This window comes from Cyclobacterium salsum, assembly GCF_010119245.1.
In the GTDB taxonomy this organism is placed as follows: domain Bacteria; phylum Bacteroidota; class Bacteroidia; order Cytophagales; family Cyclobacteriaceae; genus Cyclobacterium; species Cyclobacterium salsum.
Window position 1 is genome coordinate 231,800 of record NZ_WNKG01000008.1, and the last position, 23,541, is coordinate 255,340.

The window sequence follows — 23,541 nt, forward strand, 5'->3', positions numbered from 1 at the left end:
GTTAGTCCTGGTTAAATAGCTGATCCATAAATCGGTCAAAAGGTGCCGCTTCGTGGTATAAGCTGTCCGCATATACCGTAGCCAACACCTTGAGGTAGCTGGGGCGATTGTTGATGAATGTTTTTTCTATACTTACGTTGCCAAACAACTGATCAATTTTACTATTCAGGTCCCCTGCTGACAAGGGTGGCTTAAAATAATATTTTTCGGTCACCTTGACCTGTTCGTTAGCTTCCTCGATTTTCCTATCCAGGCTTACTTTTCGATACCCCAATGCTGGCATTCCCAGCCCCCAACCGATAAACAAGTTGGCGAAGTCAGAAGGGGTCAAAGGCTCCTGAAAACTTACCGCAAAACCCTTCGCATAGGGAGAATGCAGCACATGCACTTCCGGTTGCTTATTTACTCCGGCGATTTTCAGGTGATAATTATCGTATATTGTTTTCATCAACCCCCGGCCTTCTTCGGAGTCCATCCAGGATACCACCTCCGCTTCTTCCTTCCCGGAAAAGGTGAAATTCTCTTTGATGGATACTTTACTATCTTTCCTTGGAAACAACCCCCCTAACAAATCATCAATGAATTTCATTTAAGCCTGATTTTACCATTTTCTTCTGTGAAAATTAACCCCTCATCTTCCATATGTCGAATGACCTCCACTGTACCATCATCCGGACGCTCCCCCGCAAGGTCTACTAAATCCTTTAAAGAAAACGCTTGCCCGGCTGCTAAAGTTTTGAGTATTTTACTTTCCACTCGTTTTTGATAGCCGGCCCGTTCAATTTCCTTCTTATTTTGGACACAGGTATCACAAATACCACAGGTATATTCATTCTTTTCCCCAAAATAATCTAAAATAAGCGATGTCCTGCAATTTCTTATATTTTTCGCATAAGCCACCATTTGCGCGGCCTTTTCTTTTGCCTGGTTCCTCCTTTGATTGATCCGCTTTTTGTCCAGTGGAAGCGAACCGGCATCTTTCCTGGGTGTCATAAAGGTTACCTGGGGCTGATCTTTTTTAGGAGTGTAGGCTACCAGACCAAGTTCGTCCATCCAATGCAGCATTTTCACGATCTCCTTTTCGGGAAGTTGCAAAAGCTGGCTGAGTTTATTCTCCCGAATGCGGATGTAGTTGACAAAAAGCTCCCCACCATGTAACCTAAGCAACAGCTTAATCAACGGGTCTATTCTGGCATAGGCAATCTGCGCTTCGTAAATTTTGGTCTGAGACACCAGGAAATGGAGTGACGAGGGGACGAAAACACTTTCGGAAAATAATAGAAAGGATTCTTCCTGAAGGACCTTGATGGCATTATAGGCCATCTTTACATCCAGGGAATAGGTATTGGCAAAATTGGCAAAATCAAAATCAAAACTGCTCATCTCGGCACTTCCCACCGCCAGCCGGTAATAATTGGCCAGGCATTGGTACACCCGCTTGATTTGATCTTCTGGAGGATAGGCCTTCTCTGCCATTTCGATTAGCCCCAGACAATCCTGCTCACGAACCATCAACACGGCAAAGGCCTTGATTCCATCCCTGCCGGCTCTCCCGGCCTCCTGGTAATAATTTTCGAGGTTTTCCGGTAGGTCCAGGTGCAATACCAATCGGACATCCGGTTTGTCGATCCCCATGCCAAATGCATTGGTCGCTACCATCACCCGGACGTTGCCCTGTATCCAATCCATTTGCCGCTGATTCCGGTCTTTTTGCTCCAGACCCGCGTGGTAAAAAGTAGCCGAAATGCCCAACTGAATCAGGTGCTGAGCGGTCTCCTTCGTACCTTTCCGGCTTCTCAGGTAGATAATGGCACTTCCCGGTACTTTCTGAAGAATCTCCACCGCCTTTTCGATCTTATTTTCCGCCCAACGAACCGAGTAAGACAAATTGTGCCGGGCAAAAGACTGCACGAAAACAGCAGCGGGCTTCATCTCGAGTTTTTCGATAATGTCCTCTCGCACCGTTAAGGTCGCCGAAGCCGTCAGGGCCAGCACAGGCACTTCCGGTACCAGTTCCCTGATTTTTACAATCTCCAGATAGGCAGGACGAAAATCATAGCCCCACTGAGAAATACAATGAGCTTCGTCCACTGCCAGCAGGTTCACATTCATTTTTTTAAACCGTTCCAGAAATAGCTCGGTTTTCAATCGCTCTGGAGATACGTACAAAAATTTATAATCTCCATACACGCAATTGTCCAAAAGGGTGTCTATCTCCCGCTTTTGCATGCCCGAGTGAATGGCCAAGGCCTTTATCCCCCGCTTCTTGAGCTGGTCCACCTGGTCTTTCATCAAAGCGATCAACGGACTTACTACCAGGCAAATACCAGGTTTCATCAAGGCCGGAACCTGAAAACAAATCGACTTCCCTCCCCCGGTCGGCATCAACGCCAGGGTATCGGTACCTTGTGCAGCCGACAATACAATTTCTTCCTGCAAGGGGCGGAAATCAAGGTATCCGAAGTACTGTTTTAAGGTGGCAAGGGCCGCTGTTTTTAATTCATCCATTCCGAACTGCTACGATATTATTCCTACCGAAAGGCTATTTTTATACAAAGTAAACCGCCTACCGGCCAATCACAAGGATGTGAGCTGATTGTTAAACGTTATTTTTAACGCAGCTTTGGGAGGGCTGGGCGTTTTGGCAGCAGGTCGGTACTCCTGCCACTTCCCTTCTGACCAGAAATGCATGGTTAGGGCTTCATCCAGCCTTGGCCTGAAAGTCCCTTTTTCCAATTGCAGGACCCTGCCACCGGGAAGATCCAACCGGATAAACCGCTCATCATCCCGGATCAGCAGTTTCCGTACATTTGTTCCCGCTTGTTTGATTCGGTGAGGGAGCACCTGATAGCGAAAGTCTTGCGGATCTACTTCCACCATCGCTTCAAATACCTGCGCTCCGTAAACGTAGTCAATGGCCAGCCCCTGTTCAACCTGGTAAACCAGCAAGTAATGCTGCCTGGCTTTCTCCCAGGATTCAAAAATCCGGTAAACGCCCAGCAATACCAGCACCGAAACCACCCATAAAACCTGCCGCTTCCTTTTTTGAATGAGCAATTGGTAGGTACAGAATAAAAGCAACCATATCAAGATCATCTCCGGAAGGCGAAAATAGAGAAATTCAAGTTTAGCGAAGGGCAATTTCTGTAAACCAAAAATCCCTTCATTCAATAGCCCTATCGCCTCGTTGACCAAACTTCCTAAGAAGGAAGCCGGTACCGACCAGTAGGACAGCAATAGAAAAGGCAAGCCCAGGGACATAATGATAAAAGCACCCGGTATGGCCAGCAAATTGGACAAGAGAAAATAGGTAGGGAAAACGTGAAAATAGTGGATGGCTAATGGAAACGTGGCCAACTGCGCTGCCAATCCCACACTGCTTATGTCCCATAGGTACCGCAGCCAGCGGCTATCGGGATTCCATAGGGAAGCAATCAGCGGTTGAAAAAGCAGGATACCCAATAGGGCCGTATAACTCAACTGAAACCCCACCGCATACACTAAAAAAGGATCGTAAACCAACAATACCATCGCAGATAAGGCCAGGGGGTTAAAAATAGAAGGGTTTCTGGATTTCATTTGGGCAATGGAGATAAAGGTAAACATGGTGGCTGCCCGGAGGACCGAGGGAGAAAAACCGGTAATGGCCGCATACAACCAAATCAGTAGCACCACCAGGCTCAGATAAAGTACCCGTTGAATCTTTTTGGCCTTTTGGGGTTTGAAAAACAAAAAGAAAAACCCGTAAATAATGCCGACATGCAATCCGGAAACCGCCAGAATATGCATGGCCCCAGCGGTGGCATAAGCCTCTCCGATTTCCTCGTCCAGGGCTTTTTTTTGCCCCAGCAGTAAGGCTTTGGCAATCTGGGCCGAAGCATCGTCTTCCACATACTTCAATACCTTTCCCTCCAAATATTGCCGTAATGCTAATATTCCCGATTGCCAGGGAGGTAATTCCCCCAGATGTAGTAGTTTAAAATCAACGGCTATGAAATCGCTAAAATAAATACGCTTTTGAGCCATAAAGGAGGCGTAATCAAAGGCTTCCGGATTTTTAGAGGAGGGGATTCGTTCCGGCCTTCCGGCTATCAGCAATAGGGATCCCGGCATCAGTTGACTGGCTGATCGATGGTAAATCTGCACTTTTCCTTTAGCCGTTTGCCATCCTGATGGGGTGCGGACGGCATAGACCTCCACCAGGTTCGCGATGCTTTTAGGCTTTTGTTGATCCAGTTCTTTTACTTCAGCCAGGTATTCCGATATACCGGAAAAATGGACCAAATGATCCGGATCATGGTGCACATCACGAATAGAGGCAACAAACATCCCCATGACTACCAGGTTGAAATAGGCGATGGTCGGAACAAGAAAATAAAGGGACTTTCTGGCTTTAGGAGTGTAGGTTCCTACCAAGCCAATATACAAAACCAAAAGAATACTCAATATGAGCAGCAGCCGACCGGGCGGCATGTGGTTGGAATAGGGATACAGCAATACCCCGATCACAAAAAAAATCGTGTACCTGACGAAAGGAAATTCACTGAACTTCATAAAAAAAGAAAAAATGGACTAAAATCTTTTCCTGTTTTTTACTTTTTCTTCCGCATTAATTTAAACGGAAGCCCATTATCTCAAACGAAGAAAGAAATTAGTGAATTTTTTCAAAAAGCCCAACGAATTTGTCTGAATTTCAACTAATTAGTGGCGCCCCCCTAAAACCGGAAGCCAATGCTAAAGCCAGCATTAAATTCTACCGGGTCAAAGCGATCACTAACCTCCTCATTAAATCCCCGGGCGATATTGACATAGGGGCCGAGGGCGAATTTTTCATTATGAACCCACTTGTATCCCGCACCAAAACCAATCATAAAACTATTCAAATCGGTCTCTTGTACCGTATTGTTTTCGCCAACTTCCGAAAACGTACCCCCTCTGTATTTCATAAAGGGATGCACATAAAATCCGGAAGGATCTGTGGCCGTCACAAAATAGTAATTGTAGGAAAGCATCAGGCTGGTCGCCTTAAAATCCTGCCCTTCGCCGCTGTCCGAAACGTATGAAAACCGATCCATAAACATCACCTCCACTGCTATCGCCTGATTTTGATCCAGCAAACGCTCGTAGCCCAGCTCCAGGGAGCCAATGACGATGGTATTGACAATGTTAATCTTGACCTCATTGGCAGGAGAGATGGGATCCATGGGACGCTGCGCATACGCTGAAGCTCCTAAAAACCCAAAAAAGATACTAAAAATCAGGAAATGTGGTAATTTTATCATTTTTTATAAACAATTCATTAAACATAGTAAACTAAGTGGTTCTAACGTCCCTATCAATTGAAAGTTCCATTTGGTAGTGGTCAATACCACATTCTACAAACAGATCGCCGACTTTTTGGAAGCCAAATTTTTCGTAAAGCCCCATTGCCGTAATCTGTCCGTGCAAATAGACGGTTTTGCCGGCACTTTCCGGATGGGATTGAATATCTGCAAGGACCGCCTTCACCAGTGCCTGTCCTACTCCTTTTCCCCGAAATGGCTTCAAAACGGCGAACCGTTCCAATTTGATGCCGTTTTCGGTAAACCGCCATCGCGCCGTACCCACTTCCTGCTGGCCCTGATAGGCTAAAAACTGAGCGGATTCGTTTTCAAAACCGTCGTATTCCTCATCCGGATCGACGCATTGTTCCTTAACGAAGACCTCTTCCCTGATTCTAAAGGCCTTTTTCAGGGTGATTTCATCCGTGATCTTATGTACTGAAAATTTCATCGCGGTTGTTTTACCTCCACTTCATTTTTTTCATAGGCTTCGATGATGGATTTTACCAGTCGGTGCCGTACCACATCCTTGCCGGAAAGGTGCACCACTCCGATTCCTTTTACATCTTTCAGAATTCGGAGCGATTCTCTAAGCCCCGATTTCTGTTTGGAAGGAAGATCTACCTGAGACTGATCTCCTGTTATGATCACTCTTGAGTTGGGCCCCATTCGGGTCAAAAACATCTTAATTTGCTCGCTGGTGGTATTCTGGGCTTCGTCGAGTAGGACAAAGGCATCGTGAAGGGTTCTTCCCCGCATGTAAGCCAGCGGAGCTATTTCGATCACCCTGTTTTCCTGATAAAACCGTAATTTCTCGGAAGGGACCATGTCTCCCAGGGCATCGTAAATGGGTCTGAGATAGGGATCCAGTTTTTCCTGGAGATCTCCTGGCAAAAAGCCGAGGTTTTCACCTGCCTCCACCGCCGGGCGGGTAATGATGATCCGCTTTACTTCCCTGTTTTTAAGCGCTCTTACCGCCAAGGCCACCGCAATATAGGTTTTTCCGGTTCCGGCCGGTCCCAGCGCAAACACCAGGTCATTCGCATAGGAAGAGTCAACTAATTTTTTCTGGTTAGGGGATTTTGGCTTTACTACCAAGCCCTTGTTTCCATAAAGTATAATGTCATTTTTTGTTTCCGCCTGTCCGGGAGGGTTGCCTTCGAGGGCAATGTATTCCTTGACATTATCCGGAGTCACCTGGCCAAAACGACTGAAATGCTCCAAAAGCATGTTTAGAATATCATTGATTTTAAGGATTTCGGGGGCTTGTCCTTTGATCCGTATTTCATTTCCCCGGGAAACAATTTTGCTTTGGGGAAAGGCAGCCGAAATCTGCCTGATATTTTCATTTTCCGATCCCAGGAAATCCAGGAGGGAAATGTTTTCCAATGTGATGACTTTTTCTACCAATATACTGTCTTCTGTTTATCCTATTCAAAAAACTAATTTAAAATCCCTATTTTTGTTTATCTTATGATTAAAACAAAAGTACGAATTTTTAATTGACTTGCTTCTATGGCTTTGGTAACATTCATATCAGATTTTGGAAACGCTGACTACTACGTCCCGGTAGTAAAAGCGAAAATGTTATCCATAAACCCCCAATTATCCATTGTCGACATCAGTCATGATATCGCGCTTTACGATATTGCGCATGCGGCCTTCGTACTTCGTGCTAGCTATAACGAATTTCCTAAAGGTACTGTTCACCTGGTGGCCTTAAATTCCACCAGTGACATCACGGATGGCTACATCGGTATTAAACTGAACGAACATATTTTCGTTGGCCCGAACAATGGTGTCTTGAGCATGCTGGCGGATCATGATCCGGGAATAGTGGTCAAGTTTTCCGATATCCATATCCGCAACAGCAGCTTTCCCGCCAAAGACATCCTGGCGCCCATTGCCGCCAAAGTAGCCAGCGGGGCGGCCATTCATGATTTTGGAGGGCCGCTTCAAAACATCAAAAAAATGATGAGCAGGCAATTTAAAGCCAGCAAAAAGCAAATCGTCGGCTATGTATTACGGGTAGATCATTATGGGAACCTGATCACCAACATCCCCAAGGACGTTTTTGACAAGCTAAATCCCGGCAAATTTGAAATTGCCTTTGGAAGGGAAACCCTGGAAACAATCCAGCAGAATTACGACGAGGTGGAGCCTGGTGATTGTTGGGCCTTTTTCAACAGTTTGGGTTTGTTGGAGATCGGCATTAATCATGGCCATGGGGCGGATTTACTGGGTTTGAGATACGACAGTGCCATTTACATTAATTTTGAGGTCTAAAGGGATGATGGTCAGGGTCAGTCTGCGCTCTGCGGCTTTTCCGGGTGCTTGAAGATAAAAAAATAAGGATTTGAAGGCGGCAAAGTATTGTTTGAGAAAATTTCTTTGCCCATATTTGCAACCCGTTCAGAAAGGAACGGGATTAGTTTGAAATGCCTTGGTGGCGGAATTGGTAGACGCGTTGGTCTCAAACACCAATGAGGTAACACTCGTGCCGGTTCGACTCCGGCCCAAGGTACATATTTAAAAGCTTCTTCATTTTTTGAAGGAGCTTTTTTGGTTTTAAAATGCCGGAGGAGAAGTTTATATCGATGCGGCGTAGCGGAATCGGGAACTCCGGCTTTGCCTACCGAGAGAACCACCTTTGGAATGCCAGGTTGGGTACAAAAGCTCGCTACAAAGCGAAATTTCACTATTTTTTTAACGGATTTAACCTTTAAAACCGGTATATGGGTTTAATAGATCGATGTTGGTTCCAGGAATTCCCCATTTAAAAAGTCTGCATCCGGACTCCTGGGATGCAGCCTGTCCCGACACACTTCCACGATTCCCTCGGTTGAACGCTTCCGCATCTCAGTAATGGCTTCGAAAACGATTAATTGACCCATGCAACTAATTTCGCATGGAATTAGGAGGGGGAAAAGGACATAAAAAAATCCGGCCCTGATAAACAGGGGCCGGGGCTGCAGCTTACTTATGCATGAGTACCAATCAAACGAACTGAATCTGCTGCAGATCTTTGCCAAATGCTTTCAAACGGTTTTCTATTTTCTGAACAGTTTTTTTGCCGGGTTTCCTTCTTCCGGTCACGTAATGACTCAACTGCCCCTGATTGATTCCGGTAAGCCGCTCCAATCCCGCCAGAGAAAGCACCTTGCCATAATAATCAAGAAATGAAGCAACATCATACGCAAATTCAAATTCGCACTCCGTGAATTTCATTTTCCGCTCTTTAAATAGCCCTCTCATCTCTTCATAAGAATTATAGAAATCATCTATTGCCTCCTGGGCGGTATCACCATCACCCAGCAATCCAAATGGAGGATTATCGGAATCAATGTAAGCACCGTAGGTGCCGTCATCACCTCTTTCGATTAAAACTTTCAGTTTCATTTTACGATTTGTTTTACGATTTACAGATTTTATAGATTGGGAAATGAGGGGTTAAAGCTTAACTCCTGAATCCCTGCTGATACTTTTTAATGTACCCTTTTTTACCTCCTGGCTTTTATGATGACTCAGGTCAAAAAACTTTTCGGTAATAGGGCTAAACCATTTTGGATGCTTTTTTCCATCAAAGGCGAAGTAGCAACCTTGTTTTTTCAGCTTTCGCTCTACTTCTGAATACTTCATTTTTCCGCTTAAATGGTATGCTCCAAAGATACTAATATTAATATCATTTACGAAAGTCAGAATCGTTTTTTAAGAAAATAGCCCTAACCCCTCACACTCGCATCAACCACTTCTGGCTTTCTCGTACGACGAACATACTGGTGCTAAGTCTTGTGCATCATCAGGTAGTTTAAGCTGTCAGATGGGTCGGTACACTCCGGGGCCAGCCAGTGGATGGGGAGCTTTTCGGGGGGTTTTGTCTTTGGCGACGATGTTCCGGCCCCTGTTCGTTCGCTTTTTGGTTTTGGCCAGCTGCAGGGAGCAGCGCAGGGGCTTGCAGTGGAAATAATTGATCAACAATCACCAATCCTTTTCGTATTACTCCCGAATAAAATTGTATTCCTTATTATGCTCCAGAACTTACCCATTCAAAAAGTCTGCAGCCTGGCTCGGCGCACTCCCACAATGTCCTCTGTTGAAAGCTTCCGCATCTCAGAAATGGCTTCATAAACGGTTAATTGACCCATGTGACTAATTTCGCATGGGATGGGGAGGGGGGAAAGGACAGGAAAATTTGCTTCAATATGTAAGATTTCAACAACCTCACTTTTTCGGGGAAGAGGCGTTTTTCTCAAACCTCAATCCCTTTTTCCTATGATCCAAAAAAATCTTGAAATAGTCTCCGGACTCATAATGATTTTTAAATGCAAGTTGCGCACCTTTAATTTCAGCTTTCGAGAGGTTTGACTTTCCATTTTTCCCACTCTTTGGATGGAGCGCTGTCAAAAATTCATTTAGAACTTTGCTATTTGTTTGTCCAGGTCGTTGAACTCCGTGTCGGTTCTTAATTCAAAAAAAATCATTTCTGTATCCAAAATATTCTCTTCCAGCAATTCTATTTCTTCCCTAAACGCGGACACTGTTTTGGGACAGTCGGCTTCAATTTTACTTTCCTCCATTGCTTTCAGATCAGATTTAAACCCAGAAAGCATGCCCAGGCAAATATGAAGAATCGAACTAACTTTTTGCAATGTCTCTTCGGTTGAGTTGGTTTCGATCCAGGTCAGTTTTTCAAGTTGAGAAGAGACTATTTTCATTAATTGAACCTTTTGATCGATTACATTAATGAAATCGGTAATTGTGTCCAAATAATGATTTAAGGCCTCTTGATGGCGATTATTCAAGTCTCGCGCTTTCAATGAGCTTTCTCCAATTTCATCAAAAGCACCTCCAATTGTTGGGTTTAATGTTTGGTTCATGGATTTTTGATTTAAAATAAAAAGAATAAAATCAATAAAAGCGCTGATTTTTAACTCGTTACATGGTATTTTCTGCAACGAATCCTTACAAATATGGTAATCAAATTGTTACAAAACAATACTTTTTGTACCACTATTTCGAAACTTTTTGTTACTTAATTCACGATTAATACTGGCAAACGATCCAAAAAATTTGTTTTTTTTTACATTTTGTTTAATAACTATTCAAGAAGCGAAATAAACATTTATTTACGATACGAAAGATCAATGGTCTACCGAGATAATTCTAATCTCTTGCCAAATAATGGTGCATTCTTATTTACCGAAAGTGGTGCAGTTTTATTTACCGATAACACAAACTAAGCTAAGTAGTGCTAGTCAAAATCAAAAACTGATCTAGACGTAGACGAAATCCAAATTTCTCAAAAAGCAATACTCCTATCCTTCCAATATAAACCAAATAATTCTTCAAAAGAGTTGAAATTAGTAGATGCATATGGATAGTTCGGCGAAATAAAAAATTTATCATTATTTTTTTCAACAATTATGAATGTTTTAATATATGGTCTCAAACTCCAACTAATTCTGTTTACATCAACTTTCTTAAAGTAAATTGATTGGCAATTTTCAAACAGCATTTTCTTTGATTGGATATGGTATATATCAATTGAGCTGTTTTTACAACACTTTAATAATGTAAACCAATTTGGGGATACTAAAGAAGTTATTTCCGTATAATTAAAATCAATGTAAATTTTATTCTCTTTAGATAAAACACCAAAAAAACCTCTACTTTTTACAATGTAAATACCTTTATAAAAAACAGGTGGAGATTCTGAATTAAATCTATAAATAAACTTTCTTTTTAAGTTGAAAACCTGATATAATCCATTTTCTAAAAGAATCAAATATTCATTGCTAAAAGTAGTTGGCGAAGAACGGTTATGATCAATTAGTGAACTACTATATCCACTTAAAATATTATCGCAAGTATAGTCCAAAATTTTCTCTCCGCTGATATTGATTATTCCATATCTATTAATTTTACAAATAAAATAAGAGTCATTCAATAAAATGGGTATTTCTTCAAAACCTGATTCTGAAATAAGATCTCCATTAATATTATATAATTTATAAACCATAGAAATTATGCCTGATATAAACTTGCCATTATAAAGGATTGGAACACTGTCAAATGAAAGCTTCTTATTAATAGACCCATCACTTTCTATAAGTTTGTAACTATTTTCAAACCGAATAATAAACTTTCCATTCCTATGGAGGATCTCTTCGGCATAAGTTGCCGCTATTAAGATACTTAGATGCTGATCTAAAATAATTATTTTTTGATCATTATCTTTTACTTTATATAGATTAAGTGAAGAATTAATATTAAAAGCTTCTATTTTCTGAAAATTATGATCTTTCTTAATCAGATTATAAGGGATTAAACCTATAATATCTTTACTTATATCAATATTTTTTCCTTTTATATTAACAGTAAAGAAATTTTCTTTGCACAATATTTTTTCATCTGAAAAACAATAAGGTGGAGACGTAGGGTTCGGGTATATGACTCCCCATTTTCCATTGATTTTTATTTGATATATCTTTTTATTTTCTAATACTATGGGTAAATTGTCTGTAACTGTTAATTGGTAAAGTGCGGTATTTTTATATTTAAAATCATAATAGTTATTTTTGCGAATAAATACAATATTCCTTTCAGTTAAAAAATATGATATTATTTCATAATAATTATTATTTTGATTTCTAATTTTTCCCCGTTCTTTTAATTTTTGGTAAGTAGGTTTTATTATAAAATCTGATAATTCGATACTAAAAACACCAAATTTACCACTCTCAGAGAGTATAAATAGATCATCAGAAATTTGATTTGGCTCGGTTTCAAAAAACGATAATTCTTCAATTTTCAATATGTTTACATCCTCATGTATTTTAAAATATTTGTAATAGTAATTGGAATCATTTATAATTATCCAATAATTTGATATTTCTATATTATTTTCAGTTAATGTTGTAATAATTATTCTTTTGCTAAAAGATTTTTCAGTACTATAGGCCAATCCTTTTTGGTTATTCTGAAAAATTTTAAAAACATTATATTTTTCATAATAAATTAATTTATCGATATTTTCTATATTTTTAATTTCAATTGGTTGATTATTTTTAAATCTGTAAAGTTTATAATTCGATTCTGATTTTCCGGCTATTAAACCCAATTCAACGAAGTCCTCATAATTTTTGTCAGCTGTATTTTCTTTTCCCTCTAAGAATTCTATTATTTCTTTACTTATTTTGTAATCAATATTAATTACCAGTTCTTGCCTTTCATAAAGCCAACTTTCAATTTCCGTATAGTTTTTTATTTTAAAATTTTCAATGAATTTTAGTTGCTCAAGTTCCTTAATATTATTTGTAATATTAAATATATAATCATTCCTCCTTTCGTAAATCGGAACAGAGTAATATATCTTTGCTCCGCCTCCTCCCGGCTCTGTTTTTTCTCGTTCTTCTCCGATTTTATGACTAGTCGAAAAAATAATCGTATCCCTTTCATGAGAATCTTTTTGGTAATTAATATAGTCAGGTTTATAGCTTTTTTTTATTATTCTATTCATTTTTTTCAATTTTCTATTATCCAATTAAATACTTAAAAAAAAAATTCAATACGCAGGTAAAGAGTATTATATATAATTCTATGAATAAGGCACTTATCAAATAAACGCTTTGTACGGATAAGGTGGCATTGCCACCATCCTTTGCAGTAGATTCTCAAAAATCCCTTCTTTCATTTTATGGCGATTGTACCGGTAGGTATACTCATTAATGTAGGGTTGAAGGTCTCTAACCGGGTGATGGGTTCCCCGCATCCATGCTTTGACCATAATAATTACCCGATGCATCTGCTTGAAATTTTCTCCCTTCTTTCCTGATTTTTCACGGACCAGTTTCGGAAAATGGGCCTCCATACCCTTATAGCCACTCCAGCAGTCAGTCTTTACCTGTGCGTCTTTATCTATATGATCTTTCATAAACCCTCCAAGATTGATCTTTGAGGCGGTTTCAATAACCCTTCCGTACCAACGGGAAACACCAACTAAACCCCTTTCTATACCCACCACCATGATTTTCTCATTCCTCTCGTTTCTTCCCAGTGCTTGGTCATCCTGACCGCCCACATCGGTTTCGTCCATTTCTACTTTCCCCATCATGGGAAAGTTCTGGCTGCTTTCCGTTTCCTTCATCACTTTCCGCTTAAAAAGCCAGCAAGTCTTTTTTTTGCCTGAGTTCAAGTCTACGGCTTAATTCCCCGCTACTGACGCCATTTTTGTCAGTAGAAACATAATAAACGATATAGAATGCCTTTAGAAGAGGGGATTTGCAGTTGTGAAAAAGGGTGCCAGCCGTTAGTGATTCTAGACGGCTACATTTGGTACACTGTCTGTCAAATTCATTAATCCCCTTACAATGGTGTGAATGGCCGCATCTTTTACAAATATATCCATCCTTCCACTTCATATCTTCCAAATATTCATAACATGATCTATCATCGGGCAACCGGTCCTTAAATTCGAATATAGACAGACTCTTATACTCCTTTTCCAAAAAACCGACGTTTAACGGCTATATGCCCTTATTCTTGTCATTTAACAAATGCCTTATTCAATTCGATAAATTGATAGTTTTCTCCTTTCACTACCACAGTACACGAGTTTTACCTTTTAATCAATTCATTCAAAATATTCCAATGCTTCTTTATCTGTCCTCTGATTTTATTGTTTTTCATATTGTCAGCGGCTTTGTAAGCATAGGTCAGAAAATTGCCATAATTGTAATAATCGGACTTTTCAAACTTGGACAGGTTAGGATTCCAAATCCATTTTCTTATTCGCTTTGCTCCTTTGTAAGAGTACTTCTTGAAAATTCTCTTCTTGAAAAGTTCTCCTTTTGTTTTTGAAGCCGGACGCTTTGAATAATTTTTTGCCCTTCTAACATACTTCTTCATTTTTCGATAATACCCCGATAAACTCGCTGACTTCAGAAATGAGTATTCACCATCGAATTCGAATCCTAGGTAAACAAGGTTTTTATTCCAATTAATCCCTTTCTCAAACTCCTGACCACATTTAAGCTGACCCTGCGAATCTCTCGTAAAGTGAAAAATCTGTGTTTTTGTTGGCTGTATCTCCAAGCAAACTTTATCAATTTCCGAGTAAACCAATTTTTCCAAGTCAGATTTCTTTGACTTAGGACAAACTACGATAATGTCATCGGAATATCTTCGATATAATCCCCTTTCGGAAACGAAATCATTAACAGCTTTATCAAAATTCAATAGGTAAATGTTTGCAAGAACTGAACTAATCGGTGAGCCTTGAGGGATTCCAAAATTTCTATAGACAACTCTTCCGTTGTTGAGCTTTTTGGTTTTAGAAGGTTGCAGCAACTTCCCTTTAACTTTCAAAAAATCCCTCGCATTACAAAAAGCGACAGCATTCTGGTCTTTTAGGTATTTAATTTTTTTTATTGGCTTTTTTTTAATTGGGCCTAGCGAACCATCTTTCCTAATTTTACGAGTAATTATTCTATCCTTGAATTCCTCAAATATATCAACAATATCGATATGACTAAACCGAGTAATGTTTTTGAATACATTAAAATGATCGAAAGGAAGTTCGCCTTCTATCAAACCATCACTACTCCCAAGAACCTCAGCCCATCTTTTTCTAAGTATCTTGTGGTTTATATGGTCGAAAAAACTGGAAATATCAAAAGCAATTACAACAAATTCAGTTGATTGGTATGTCCTAATGAATTCAAAAGCATCATTTGCAAAATCAATATTACATTTGTTTGGTCCATCGTTCGTTGATGGGTCTACGGGAATTGACCGATAAGCATTAACCACATCAGATAAATTGTAAAAAGATTCCTTTATTTTCTCCTCATACGCCTTTCCTAATTGCTGAGCGTAATAGCTAAAAACCAGGGAATCAAGGTGGCTAGCATAAAATAGCTCTCTGATTTTCTCACTCCCTTTCCTTAAAACTTTTCCATTTTCCTTAAACTTGGAATCAAGCTTACCATCTTCTTCACAGTAAACTTTCCTATATTTTCGAACACTAAGAGACTTGTGGATAAATGGCAAAAACCGATGCTTCGCAATTTTTGCAGGATTTTTGATATAGGGCTCAATCCATTTGTGGCGATCCTTCACATTAAGAGGAAGACCTATATGAGGGTAACGTTTAAGTTTAAACCAATCCTTTTTCTTTTTCATCATTAAAAAAGCAGGGGAGACCCATGCGAAGCTATTTGCTTTTACAAAAACCCGATTAGGTTTTCGGACATATACATGCTTTTTCGACAAATGAATTAATAGTTCACATGCCGCTCCGACTCAAGCTGGGTAGCAAAATTAGTTTTGTATCTTTACAAATAGGAACAATATGCTCTATAAGAAACACACAAGTCACAAGGTTTACCATGTAGTCAGAAGACTGCTGGTTCACATAGCGGCTCGCCTCCTAGTGGAAATAATCCTTCGGTGGTTAGCAATTCTGGAATACCTTGACACCAACCGTTTTTCTTTCGATCAAGTTGGGCATGACAAGAGAATTTCTCCTCTATACCTTAAAACGTATATATCAGCTCTCCCACTGCTATGGGAAAATTAACATTTTATTTTTTAAATTCAAAAGCCTCAAATAGCGCAAAATGCATAAAATAGTAGAATTATTCCAGAATTTAATTCTGCTTATTCAATCACCCCGCATCCGCATTCCCATTGATCCGGTCCAGAATGCTGATAATCTTGGTGACCTGGGCATCGTCGAACAGCCCGAAAGGTCCATTGTCATTCAAATCCTTAAATGGCGATTCAAATAAGGCCCGTTTGTCAATCACCCCATTCTGGGTCAGGTAACCGATGATCAGGTCTACAAATTTGATCTGCGCGGCATTCAGGTTTTGAGCCTGAATAAACTCTGCAAAGGCCGCTTGTACGGCATCTTTTTCCAATCCGATCAACTCCCGGATAAATACCCCCAACTTTTTTCCTTTTCCTGCTGCTTCAAATTCTTCTTTTGAACCCACCTCTTCTGCATTGAAAAAGATCTGCTGCAACTGTAGCAGTTCTTGCTCCGTAATGGGCTGATTGGTTTTGATTTTGCTGATCACCAGGTGATCATTATGTTCATTCAGGTACCGCTCTACCCGCCTTCGATAGGGTTCCAGCGAAGGTGCCTGAAGTATATTTTTTTCCTCCACCTTGGATAGATCCAGGTAATCCCTGAAATGCGTTTCCACAACCGGTTGATCCACGGCATCCAAAAACTGCATCAGTTCTCTCAGGGCCACCCTTACCTTTTCCAGGTCCAGTACGGTTGATTGTTGTAAAAATGGCTCGGTCAGCACGGACTTGATAACGGGCATCTTACTCGCGACCATGGGGATATTCCCTTTCTTCTGAAGCACCGCACATGCGGAGCTGATCTTGTTTTCGTACCGGGTAGTTATTCGCCCTCCTTTCAGTGCCAGTTGGTAATTGAGCATCAGTACATCAAACCTACGGGCAGTGACCTGGTCCTCCTCTGCTGCGGGGATCAACGGGACAATATGGGTTCCGATCTCTTGTAGCTTGGAAGGCCCCAGGTCCAGCCATTCGGCTTTCTGATGGAATTTTACCACAAATTCCAGGTGATGCCGAACCTCAAACCGCTGTTGATTTAACGCAGCCACCTGGGAATAAAGCAAGTCGATCAATCCCTCTGCAAATTCATTTTCCTCCGTTGACGGGGATTGACGAAGGAGCAGCGCCAGGTCCAGCCGTAACTGGAACGCCTGTTGCGACAGCGAAAGCCCTGCGGCACCTTTGCTCTCCTCCGGATTGACTTCAAAAAATTCAAAGTTTTCGCAATAGTCAAAAATCAAAAAGCTTTCCTTGTGAAGGCCGGGACCAAACAGATCCGGTCGCAACCGGGTGCCCCGGCCGATCATCTGCCAAAACTTGACCACTGATTTTACTGGCTTGAAGAAAATCAGGTTTACCACGCGCGGTGCATCCACGCCGGTATCCATCATGTCTACCGAAATGGCAATTTGGGGGTTTTTCTCTTCTTTGTCGAGTACAAAACGCTCCAGAATATCCTGTGCCTTGTCTGTTTGGTTATCGATGACCCGGCAGAATTTCCCCGAATACTCCGGATAATTTTTATTGAACCGCTCTTCTATGTACACGGCGTGCTTGTGGTTCTTGGCAAAGATGATGGTCTTGCCGATTTTGTCTCCCCCATCTACTTTGATCCCCGAAGTCATCAAATGCGAAAGTACCTGATCGACGGTGTTGGAATTGAATAGCCATTTGTACAATTGGTTTTTGTCTATCCCGTCTTCTGCTTCCTCATTGCTGGGATCGCCAAATTTCTCCTCGTATTCCAGTTTCTCCTTTTCGGACAGTTCGGAATACTTAATGCCCTCCCGCATAAACTTCAGCGGTACACTGACAGCCCGGGGAGGAACGAGGAAGCCGTCGCTTACCGCCTCTTCCAGTTCGTAGGCGAAGGTGGGGTTATCGTCCTCGATACCGAACAGCTCATAGGTATTGTGATCCACATCCTTTTTGGGCGTGGCGGTCAAACCCAACAGAAACCCATCAAAATACTGAAAAATGGCCTTGTACTTCTGGTACACAGAGCGGTGCGCCTCGTCGATAATGATCAGGTCAAAATGCCCCACGCCATAAAACCGCCCTTCCCCATTGCGGGCGCGATCGATTTGATTCATTAGGGTCGGGTAGGTGGAAAAAACCAGACGCGTGGCATCGTTTTCCTTTTCCTTGGTCAGGTCTATGCTACTCAGGTAGGGCAAGTGTTCGGCAAATGCATTTTTAGCCTGCGTAACCAGGGCATTTCGGTCCGCCAAAAAAAGGACCCGTTTTGCCCAATTGCATTTGACCATCATGTCCACGATAGAGGCCGATGTACGGGTCTTCCCGCTTCCGGTAGCCATGATCAGCAGGCTTTTTCGATGCCGCTGCTTGAGTATACCGTCTTTGGTAATGGAAAAATTTTCTGCCACCCGCTGAATGGCTTCCGTCTGGTAGGGTCTTCCGGTAATGCTCAGATTGACCGTATAATCCCTCAGGTCCAGCCGCTCTTTCCTTCGACGAATGGCCAATTCCAATTGGTCTTTGGTCATAAACCCACTGACTTTCCTATCCGGAGCAAACCGATCGTCCCAGATATAAAAATCAAAGCCATTGGTATAGTAAATAATGGGCCGCTGCTTGAATTTGACCTGCAGACAGTCGGAATAGAGTGTGGCCTGGTGCCGGCCCTTTTTGGCATCGTAGGTAGTTTTCTTCGCCTCGATCACGGCCAATGGAAGCCCGTTATCACTCCAAAGCACGTAATCCACAAAGCCCAAACCGCTTGGATTGGTGGAAGCAGGCATACCGGATACCTCAAACTCCAATTCGTAGCCGGTTCTCAACCGGTTCCAGCCGGCTTCTTTCAGGGCTGCGTCGATGTAAAGCTTTCGCGTGTAGGCTTCGGAAGGTGCTTTGGGCAAGGCCGCAGGAATCGCCTCCTGTTCCCTTGCCTGCCGGATTTCCTGCAGCTGCTTCTGATGCTGTTGGTTGTTCAACCGAAGCAATTCATTGGCGGCCTCTTTTGCCTCCAATTCCTTGCGCTTCGCTTCCTGCTGTTCTTCCAGCTGGGCCAAATTCTCCTGAAGGATTTCGACTTCTTTCCGGCTCTTTTTCAGCTCGTCTCCGGTGGGGATCAGGCGGTCATTGAAGTCCGGAATGCGTGCTTCTTCCTCCGCATACGCCGCCACCAGAAATGCCGCAAACCGGAACAGGCATTGCAGCAAATGGACGGCATCCCGCTGCTTTACGGCCCGGTTGTGGACCGCGTTGTTGCCGATCCTTCGGATTAGGTGCAATTCCCGGTATAGATTTCCATAGGAAGCAAAGATTTCCGTAAAGGCAGGCTCCTGCATCAGACTGGCCAGCTTTTTGTCAAAAGGCCAGTCCAGGTCGGCATCGTTCTCATACATCCAGTTTACCCCCAATTCCAATGCCGCTCGTGCATTAAAGCAAGACTCCACCGGGCTGGTCAAGGCAAATTGCTCTGCCTTTCTTGCACGGTCGGCTATCGCTGGAAATTCGGTCGCTATAAACTGGAAGTTGCTCATTTAGTCGAAAATACTACTTTTTGCGGAATCCATCCAGCCATGTACCTTCCTACTTGTGGTTGTTGAAGATTGTACTTTTGTGTTTCCATTTCTTTAATTAGTCTGATTTACGCCATATTTTGCAAATTAATTTACTAAGTGATTATTATTGATTTTCAGTCTCTTTTGTTTGAGAATTCGCCTTTAAATAAAAACAACTCAATATTTTCTGCTTCTACTTGAAGCTCATCTGCCCAAAGGTGCATAAATCGAATATAGCGCTCATAATCCTTGAATTTCCTAGACGGGGTTATATTCACTACCTCAGCAATACCAAATGAATCAAGAAGTTTTACCATTGATCTGGCAACACGGATATCAAAAATCAAGGCATATTCCTTCTCTTCTCTAGCTCTGCTTGCAAAATATAAAAGCTTGGAAGCATAACTCACATTTAGCCCCTTAATCTGTAGAAGCGTATGGTAGGCCTCCTTTAACTCAGAAGCATTGAAAGCCTCTTGAATAGCCTTTCTGTTTTCTTCGGTATTCAGGTATTGGTTGGTTCGAAATGTTCCATATCCTGTATCGAAAAATCCCCAAAGCATGGTGAGCGTGAAAGGATACAAAAAGCTTGCTTGCCCATCATAATAGGCTTTGAAAGCATTAATTATATCCTTTCTGCTGATATTCTTTCCTTCAAACTGAGTTACTAATTGCTTTGCGCTTTTATTTAACTGGCTCCAACGAGAGGCATTGTATGTAAACTGTGAATCCTCCAAGGGATTTAGTGCTTGTATCTGCTTCCGGTATTTCAGTAAAACATCGCTCACACCAACTCACCCTTAAAGGCCTTTTGCAAAAGGCTGTTGAAAAGTTCGTCTGCTTTCTCAACTTCCTTTTTGATTTCAAATTTTTGGTGGTGAATATTATTTAGGATTTCTTCAAATTTCAATTGGCTTTCATATGCTGGTCTCGGAATTTTAAATTTAAAGAAGAACTCTTTCGGTACTCTTTTTTGTCCAGCACTACCTGTCATATTGGATTCAGCCTGTTTTCTAAAAAATTTAGAATGTGTCAATTGAAAAATCCAAGAAGAAGTTGATACCCCCTTCTTTGGTCTCAAAACATGAAATTCTGTGGTACCGAATCCAATCCCATTAACCAACGTTCTAGCAATCGCTCCTTTCCCGTTTTCCATACATGGGGTGATTTTAGCAAATACTACGTCTTCTTCTCTAAAATAGGTGAACCCAGACCATACTTCAGATATTCTTCGAGTTTGATTGATTTTCATATCTCCCTCTTCAGACACATCTGCCATCGGAACAAAAGATACCTCAGTCTCTTTATCTAGGCTACTTATTTCTGACTTTTTCGGGTTAATCTCGATCAAGTCAGAAAGGCTAATTTTTTCTGAATCGTTATCCCCAAACATCTCCAAAAAGATGCTTTGGGCGAGTTCGTCATATTTGGCGAGGAGCTGTTTGGTTTTTTGGCGGTGGGCATCCGCTGCATCCAGGATGGCCGCGATCTTCTTTTGGGTGGATAGTGGAGGGAGGGGGATCTTGAACTCACCAATTTGTTTTGTGCTAATATTGGGCTGAGCCGCACCTCCAGCTTTTTCCAAAATTCTAGATTTCAGAATTGTTAAATAGTGATAAAAGTATCTACTACTCAGTTTCTCAGATCTCCCACTTTTGATAATAGCGACTCGCTGGTTCAACAAACTAGGTCTATCTAAGGTATAAAAGCCATATTTTCCTGTTGTAGCACCGCTAAGGGCTATTAAAATATCGCCTTTCTCTACTAAGAAATCCTTTTTAGAATCAATATACAATTCGTCAACGAACGCAGTTCTTTCATCAAAAAAAACTGGACCATCTTCAAAGCTAGAGATTCTGATTAAAGGCACTCCCTGGTCTTTAAATTCAGTGCTTTTAAAAGCAAATCCATTTTTTATTTTACACACTTCAGAAAGAGCTACCTCAGTCATTCATTAAGGCTTTAAGTTCATTTAGTAAATTTGTTCTTTCTGCATCAAGCTTTTCAATTTCTTGTATAATCACCTCCGGCTTTTCATATTCCACATCTTCGTAAACAATTTCCTTGTACCGATTGATGCTTAGATCATAGTCGTTTTCGGCTATTTCGGATTTGGGTACCAGGAAGCTTTGCTCGGTGCGGGCCCGGTCGGCTTCCTTGTCCCGGTTTTGCCAGCGGTTTTGGATATCCGGGATATTGTTTTTGGCATGGATATCTGGACCCCCTCGCCCTGTGGGCACCTCCCCTGAACCCGGGGAAGAGTTAGACTCGTTTCCATAATCCGCTTGTTCCTCCGCAGCAATGGGAAGTAGTTTTTGATCTTCCTCGGGGTAGTCTTCGGGTTTGAGCAGCGGGGAGCGCTTATCATCCAGGCTAAAGCCGTCGGCCTGCATGTCGTAAAACCAAACCTGATCCGTGCCTCCACTATTGGTTTTGGTAAAGACCAGTACGGCAGTACTCACTCCGGCATAGGGCTTGAACACGCCCGAAGGCATGGAGATAATGCCCTCCAGTTTCTGGTCTTCTACCAGGGTTTTGCGCAGCTCTTTGTGGGCATTGGAGGAGCCGAAAAGTACGCCATCGGGTACAATCACCGCAGCCCGACCGCCTACTTTCAGCATGCGCAGGATCAGCGAGATAAAAAGGAGTTCGGTCTTTTTGGTTTTGGTGACGCTCAGCAGGGAGCTCTCCACCACCTCGTAGTCCAGGCTTCCCTTAAAGGGTGGATTGGCCAGGATTAGGGAGTACAGGTTGGTTTGGTCCTCATTGGCTTCACTGAGTGCATCCTTGCCGATCAATCGGGGACGTTCGATGCCGTGCAGCTGTAGGTTCATCGCTCCGATCCGAAGCATGGTGGCATCAAACTCTACCCCGGTAAACATATTATTATGGAAGTGTTTTCGGAAGCCTGCATCCAGGAACCAGTCTTGATGATTTTCATACACATACTCGGCAGCAGCCACCAGGAAACCCGCCGTGCCTGCAGAAGGGTCGCAAATGGTATCTTCCTGCTGCGGCTGCATCATGTCCACCATCATGCGAATGATATGCCGTGGGGTACGGAACTGTCCGTTGGTACCGGCTGTAGCGATTTTGGAAAGCAAGTACTCGTACAAGTCGCCCTTGGTATCCCGGTCCTGCATGTTGATCTTATCAATCATCTGCACCACCTGATCCAGCAAGCGCGGCGTGGGGATCATAAAGGTGGCTCCCTTCATAAATTCCGCAAAGGCCCCAGCCTTCTTGTCCATCTGCTTCATGTGTTCGAAGACCGTTAACCCATTGGCATCCGGACGGGTAAACAGCTGATACATGGTCTCCGGGTCCTTGTCTTTGAAGCGACTCCAGCGAAAATCCTGTTGATCGGCGGTAAAAAATTCCAGTTGCTTGTCGATCCCCATCTGATTGGCTTTCTTTTCTTCGAGGGTTTCCATCTCATCCAGCCTGCGGATAAAGATCAGGTAGGTCAGTTGCTCGATGACAGTCAATGGGTTGGCCACTCCTCCCGTCCAGAAGGAATTCCATATTTTGTCTACTTGAGATTTGAGTTCTCCGGTGATCATTTATTTTTTCTAAAAGTTCATTTTTTTTGTAAAAGCCAGGGGCCATTTCGGGCTGCCCAGTGAGGCAAAGCGGCAACGGGTATCAACACCTTCGCTGATCTCCTCACAACAGCTAACTGGTACGCCTGGCAATGCTGATTTTTTGGCAGCCATAAAATAGTGCCAGGGGTACAGCCCTGGAAATGCGGTTAAAGAAACAAGATTGATGGAGAAAGATACTAGGAAGAACCGAAACAGCAAAATCTAAACGGGGTTCAAAGGTTGATAGAACTAAAAAAACGGGGATATTTTTTAGTAGTGTGACCATTGCTTTTAAAAAACGGTGATCTATGTACATCGAAAATTACTTAGTTCGGAACAACAACAGGAATGGGGACAGACCGCCAGAAAAAATACAAAACAGCGTTTTCGCCCATAAAATCACCATCAGAAGAACGAGAAATTGAAATCCTTGTCGATAAAATACTGTCTATCAAAAAACAGAATCCCTCGGCTGACTCGGTAGCGCTTGAAAACGAAATAGACCCGCTAGTTTTG

20 protein-coding genes and 1 tRNA gene are annotated in these 23,541 nt (G+C 42.2%); 2 read left to right on the forward strand and 19 right to left on the reverse strand.

The window, feature by feature from the left end; genetic code table 11:
* Position 1: 1 nt before the first annotated feature.
* The 6 genes from GJS45_RS15820 to GJS45_RS15845 form a co-directional block, all read right to left on the reverse strand.
* Complete coding sequence (locus GJS45_RS15820; RefSeq protein ID WP_162342833.1) at positions 2-589, reverse strand: hypothetical protein; 588 nt, start codon at positions 587-589, stop codon at positions 2-4.
* Positions 586-2,508 carry a RecQ family ATP-dependent DNA helicase gene (locus GJS45_RS15825; RefSeq protein WP_162342834.1) on the reverse strand — a complete coding sequence of 641 codons (1,923 nt, stop codon included), beginning with the start codon at positions 2,506-2,508 and terminating at the stop codon, positions 586-588. Before GJS45_RS15825 ends, GJS45_RS15820 begins: the two co-directional genes overlap by 4 nt.
* Positions 2,509-2,577: 69 nt before the next feature.
* Positions 2,578-4,554: a ComEC/Rec2 family competence protein gene (locus GJS45_RS15830; RefSeq protein WP_162342835.1), complete on the reverse strand. Its 1,977-nt coding sequence runs from the start codon at positions 4,552-4,554 to the stop codon at positions 2,578-2,580.
* A 161-nt stretch (positions 4,555-4,715) separates the two neighbouring features.
* Positions 4,716-5,282, reverse strand: coding sequence for a DUF3575 domain-containing protein (locus GJS45_RS15835; protein WP_162342836.1), 567 nt, complete (start codon positions 5,280-5,282; stop codon positions 4,716-4,718).
* Between the two features lie 31 nt (positions 5,283-5,313).
* Positions 5,314-5,772: a GNAT family N-acetyltransferase gene (locus GJS45_RS15840; protein WP_162342837.1), complete on the reverse strand. Its 459-nt coding sequence runs from the start codon at positions 5,770-5,772 to the stop codon at positions 5,314-5,316.
* Complete coding sequence (locus tag GJS45_RS15845; protein WP_162342838.1) at positions 5,769-6,731, reverse strand: PhoH family protein; 963 nt, start codon at positions 6,729-6,731, stop codon at positions 5,769-5,771. Before GJS45_RS15845 ends, GJS45_RS15840 begins: the two co-directional genes overlap by 4 nt.
* 105 nt (positions 6,732-6,836) lie before the next feature.
* Here GJS45_RS15845 and GJS45_RS15850 point away from each other — a divergent pair, with 105 nt between their 5' ends.
* Together GJS45_RS15850 and GJS45_RS15855 are read left to right on the forward strand one after the other, a co-directional pair.
* Positions 6,837-7,607 carry an SAM hydrolase/SAM-dependent halogenase family protein gene (locus GJS45_RS15850; protein WP_162342839.1) on the forward strand — a complete coding sequence of 257 codons (771 nt, stop codon included), beginning with the start codon at positions 6,837-6,839 and terminating at the stop codon, positions 7,605-7,607.
* Between the two features lie 154 nt (positions 7,608-7,761).
* A tRNA-Leu gene (locus GJS45_RS15855) sits at positions 7,762-7,845 on the forward strand.
* A 217-nt stretch (positions 7,846-8,062) separates the two neighbouring features.
* On the opposite strand, the gene GJS45_RS15860 is transcribed toward GJS45_RS15855, so the two are convergent.
* The 13 genes from GJS45_RS15860 to GJS45_RS15915 all read right to left on the reverse strand — a co-directional run bounded on the left by GJS45_RS15860 (position 8,063) and on the right by GJS45_RS15915 (position 23,004).
* A complete protein-coding gene (locus GJS45_RS15860) occupies positions 8,063-8,215 on the reverse strand; it encodes a hypothetical protein (protein ID WP_162342840.1) in 153 nt (50 codons plus the stop codon).
* A gap of 103 nt (positions 8,216-8,318) precedes the next feature.
* Positions 8,319-8,720, reverse strand: a complete 402-nt coding sequence (locus tag GJS45_RS15865) for a helix-turn-helix domain-containing protein (RefSeq protein WP_162342841.1) — start codon at positions 8,718-8,720, stop codon at positions 8,319-8,321.
* A gap of 51 nt (positions 8,721-8,771) precedes the next feature.
* Entirely contained in the window at positions 8,772-8,960 is a 189-nt protein-coding gene (locus GJS45_RS15870; RefSeq protein WP_162342842.1) for a type II toxin-antitoxin system HicA family toxin, read from the reverse strand.
* A gap of 177 nt (positions 8,961-9,137) precedes the next feature.
* Complete coding sequence (locus GJS45_RS15875; RefSeq protein ID WP_162342843.1) at positions 9,138-9,299, reverse strand: hypothetical protein; 162 nt, start codon at positions 9,297-9,299, stop codon at positions 9,138-9,140.
* Between the two features lie 434 nt (positions 9,300-9,733).
* Positions 9,734-10,198, reverse strand: coding sequence for a hypothetical protein (locus GJS45_RS15880; RefSeq protein WP_162342844.1), 465 nt, complete (start codon positions 10,196-10,198; stop codon positions 9,734-9,736).
* 422 nt (positions 10,199-10,620) lie between these two features.
* A complete protein-coding gene (locus GJS45_RS15885; RefSeq protein ID WP_162342845.1) occupies positions 10,621-12,840 on the reverse strand; it encodes a hypothetical protein in 2,220 nt (739 codons plus the stop codon).
* Positions 12,841-12,936: 96 nt separating this feature from the next.
* The gene (locus GJS45_RS23830; RefSeq protein ID WP_235954803.1) at positions 12,937-13,467 is read right to left on the reverse strand and encodes an IS1595 family transposase; all 531 of its coding nucleotides are present in this window, start codon (positions 13,465-13,467) and stop codon (positions 12,937-12,939) included.
* A 10-nt stretch (positions 13,468-13,477) separates the two neighbouring features.
* Entirely contained in the window at positions 13,478-13,741 is a 264-nt protein-coding gene (locus tag GJS45_RS23835) for a hypothetical protein (protein ID WP_235954805.1), read from the reverse strand.
* Between the two features lie 196 nt (positions 13,742-13,937).
* Complete coding sequence (locus tag GJS45_RS15895; RefSeq protein WP_162342944.1) at positions 13,938-15,506, reverse strand: reverse transcriptase/maturase family protein; 1,569 nt, start codon at positions 15,504-15,506, stop codon at positions 13,938-13,940.
* A 482-nt stretch (positions 15,507-15,988) separates the two neighbouring features.
* Positions 15,989-19,420, reverse strand: a complete 3,432-nt coding sequence (locus tag GJS45_RS15900; RefSeq protein ID WP_162342846.1) for a DEAD/DEAH box helicase family protein — start codon at positions 19,418-19,420, stop codon at positions 15,989-15,991.
* 155 nt (positions 19,421-19,575) lie between these two features.
* Positions 19,576-20,229: an 8-oxoguanine DNA glycosylase OGG fold protein gene (locus tag GJS45_RS15905; protein ID WP_162342847.1), complete on the reverse strand. Its 654-nt coding sequence runs from the start codon at positions 20,227-20,229 to the stop codon at positions 19,576-19,578.
* Positions 20,226-21,392: a restriction endonuclease subunit S gene (locus GJS45_RS15910; protein ID WP_162342848.1), complete on the reverse strand. Its 1,167-nt coding sequence runs from the start codon at positions 21,390-21,392 to the stop codon at positions 20,226-20,228. Before GJS45_RS15910 ends, GJS45_RS15905 begins: the two co-directional genes overlap by 4 nt.
* Entirely contained in the window at positions 21,385-23,004 is a 1,620-nt protein-coding gene (locus GJS45_RS15915; protein WP_162342849.1) for a type I restriction-modification system subunit M, read from the reverse strand. Before GJS45_RS15915 ends, GJS45_RS15910 begins: the two co-directional genes overlap by 8 nt.
* Between the last annotated feature and the right edge of the window lie 537 nt (positions 23,005-23,541).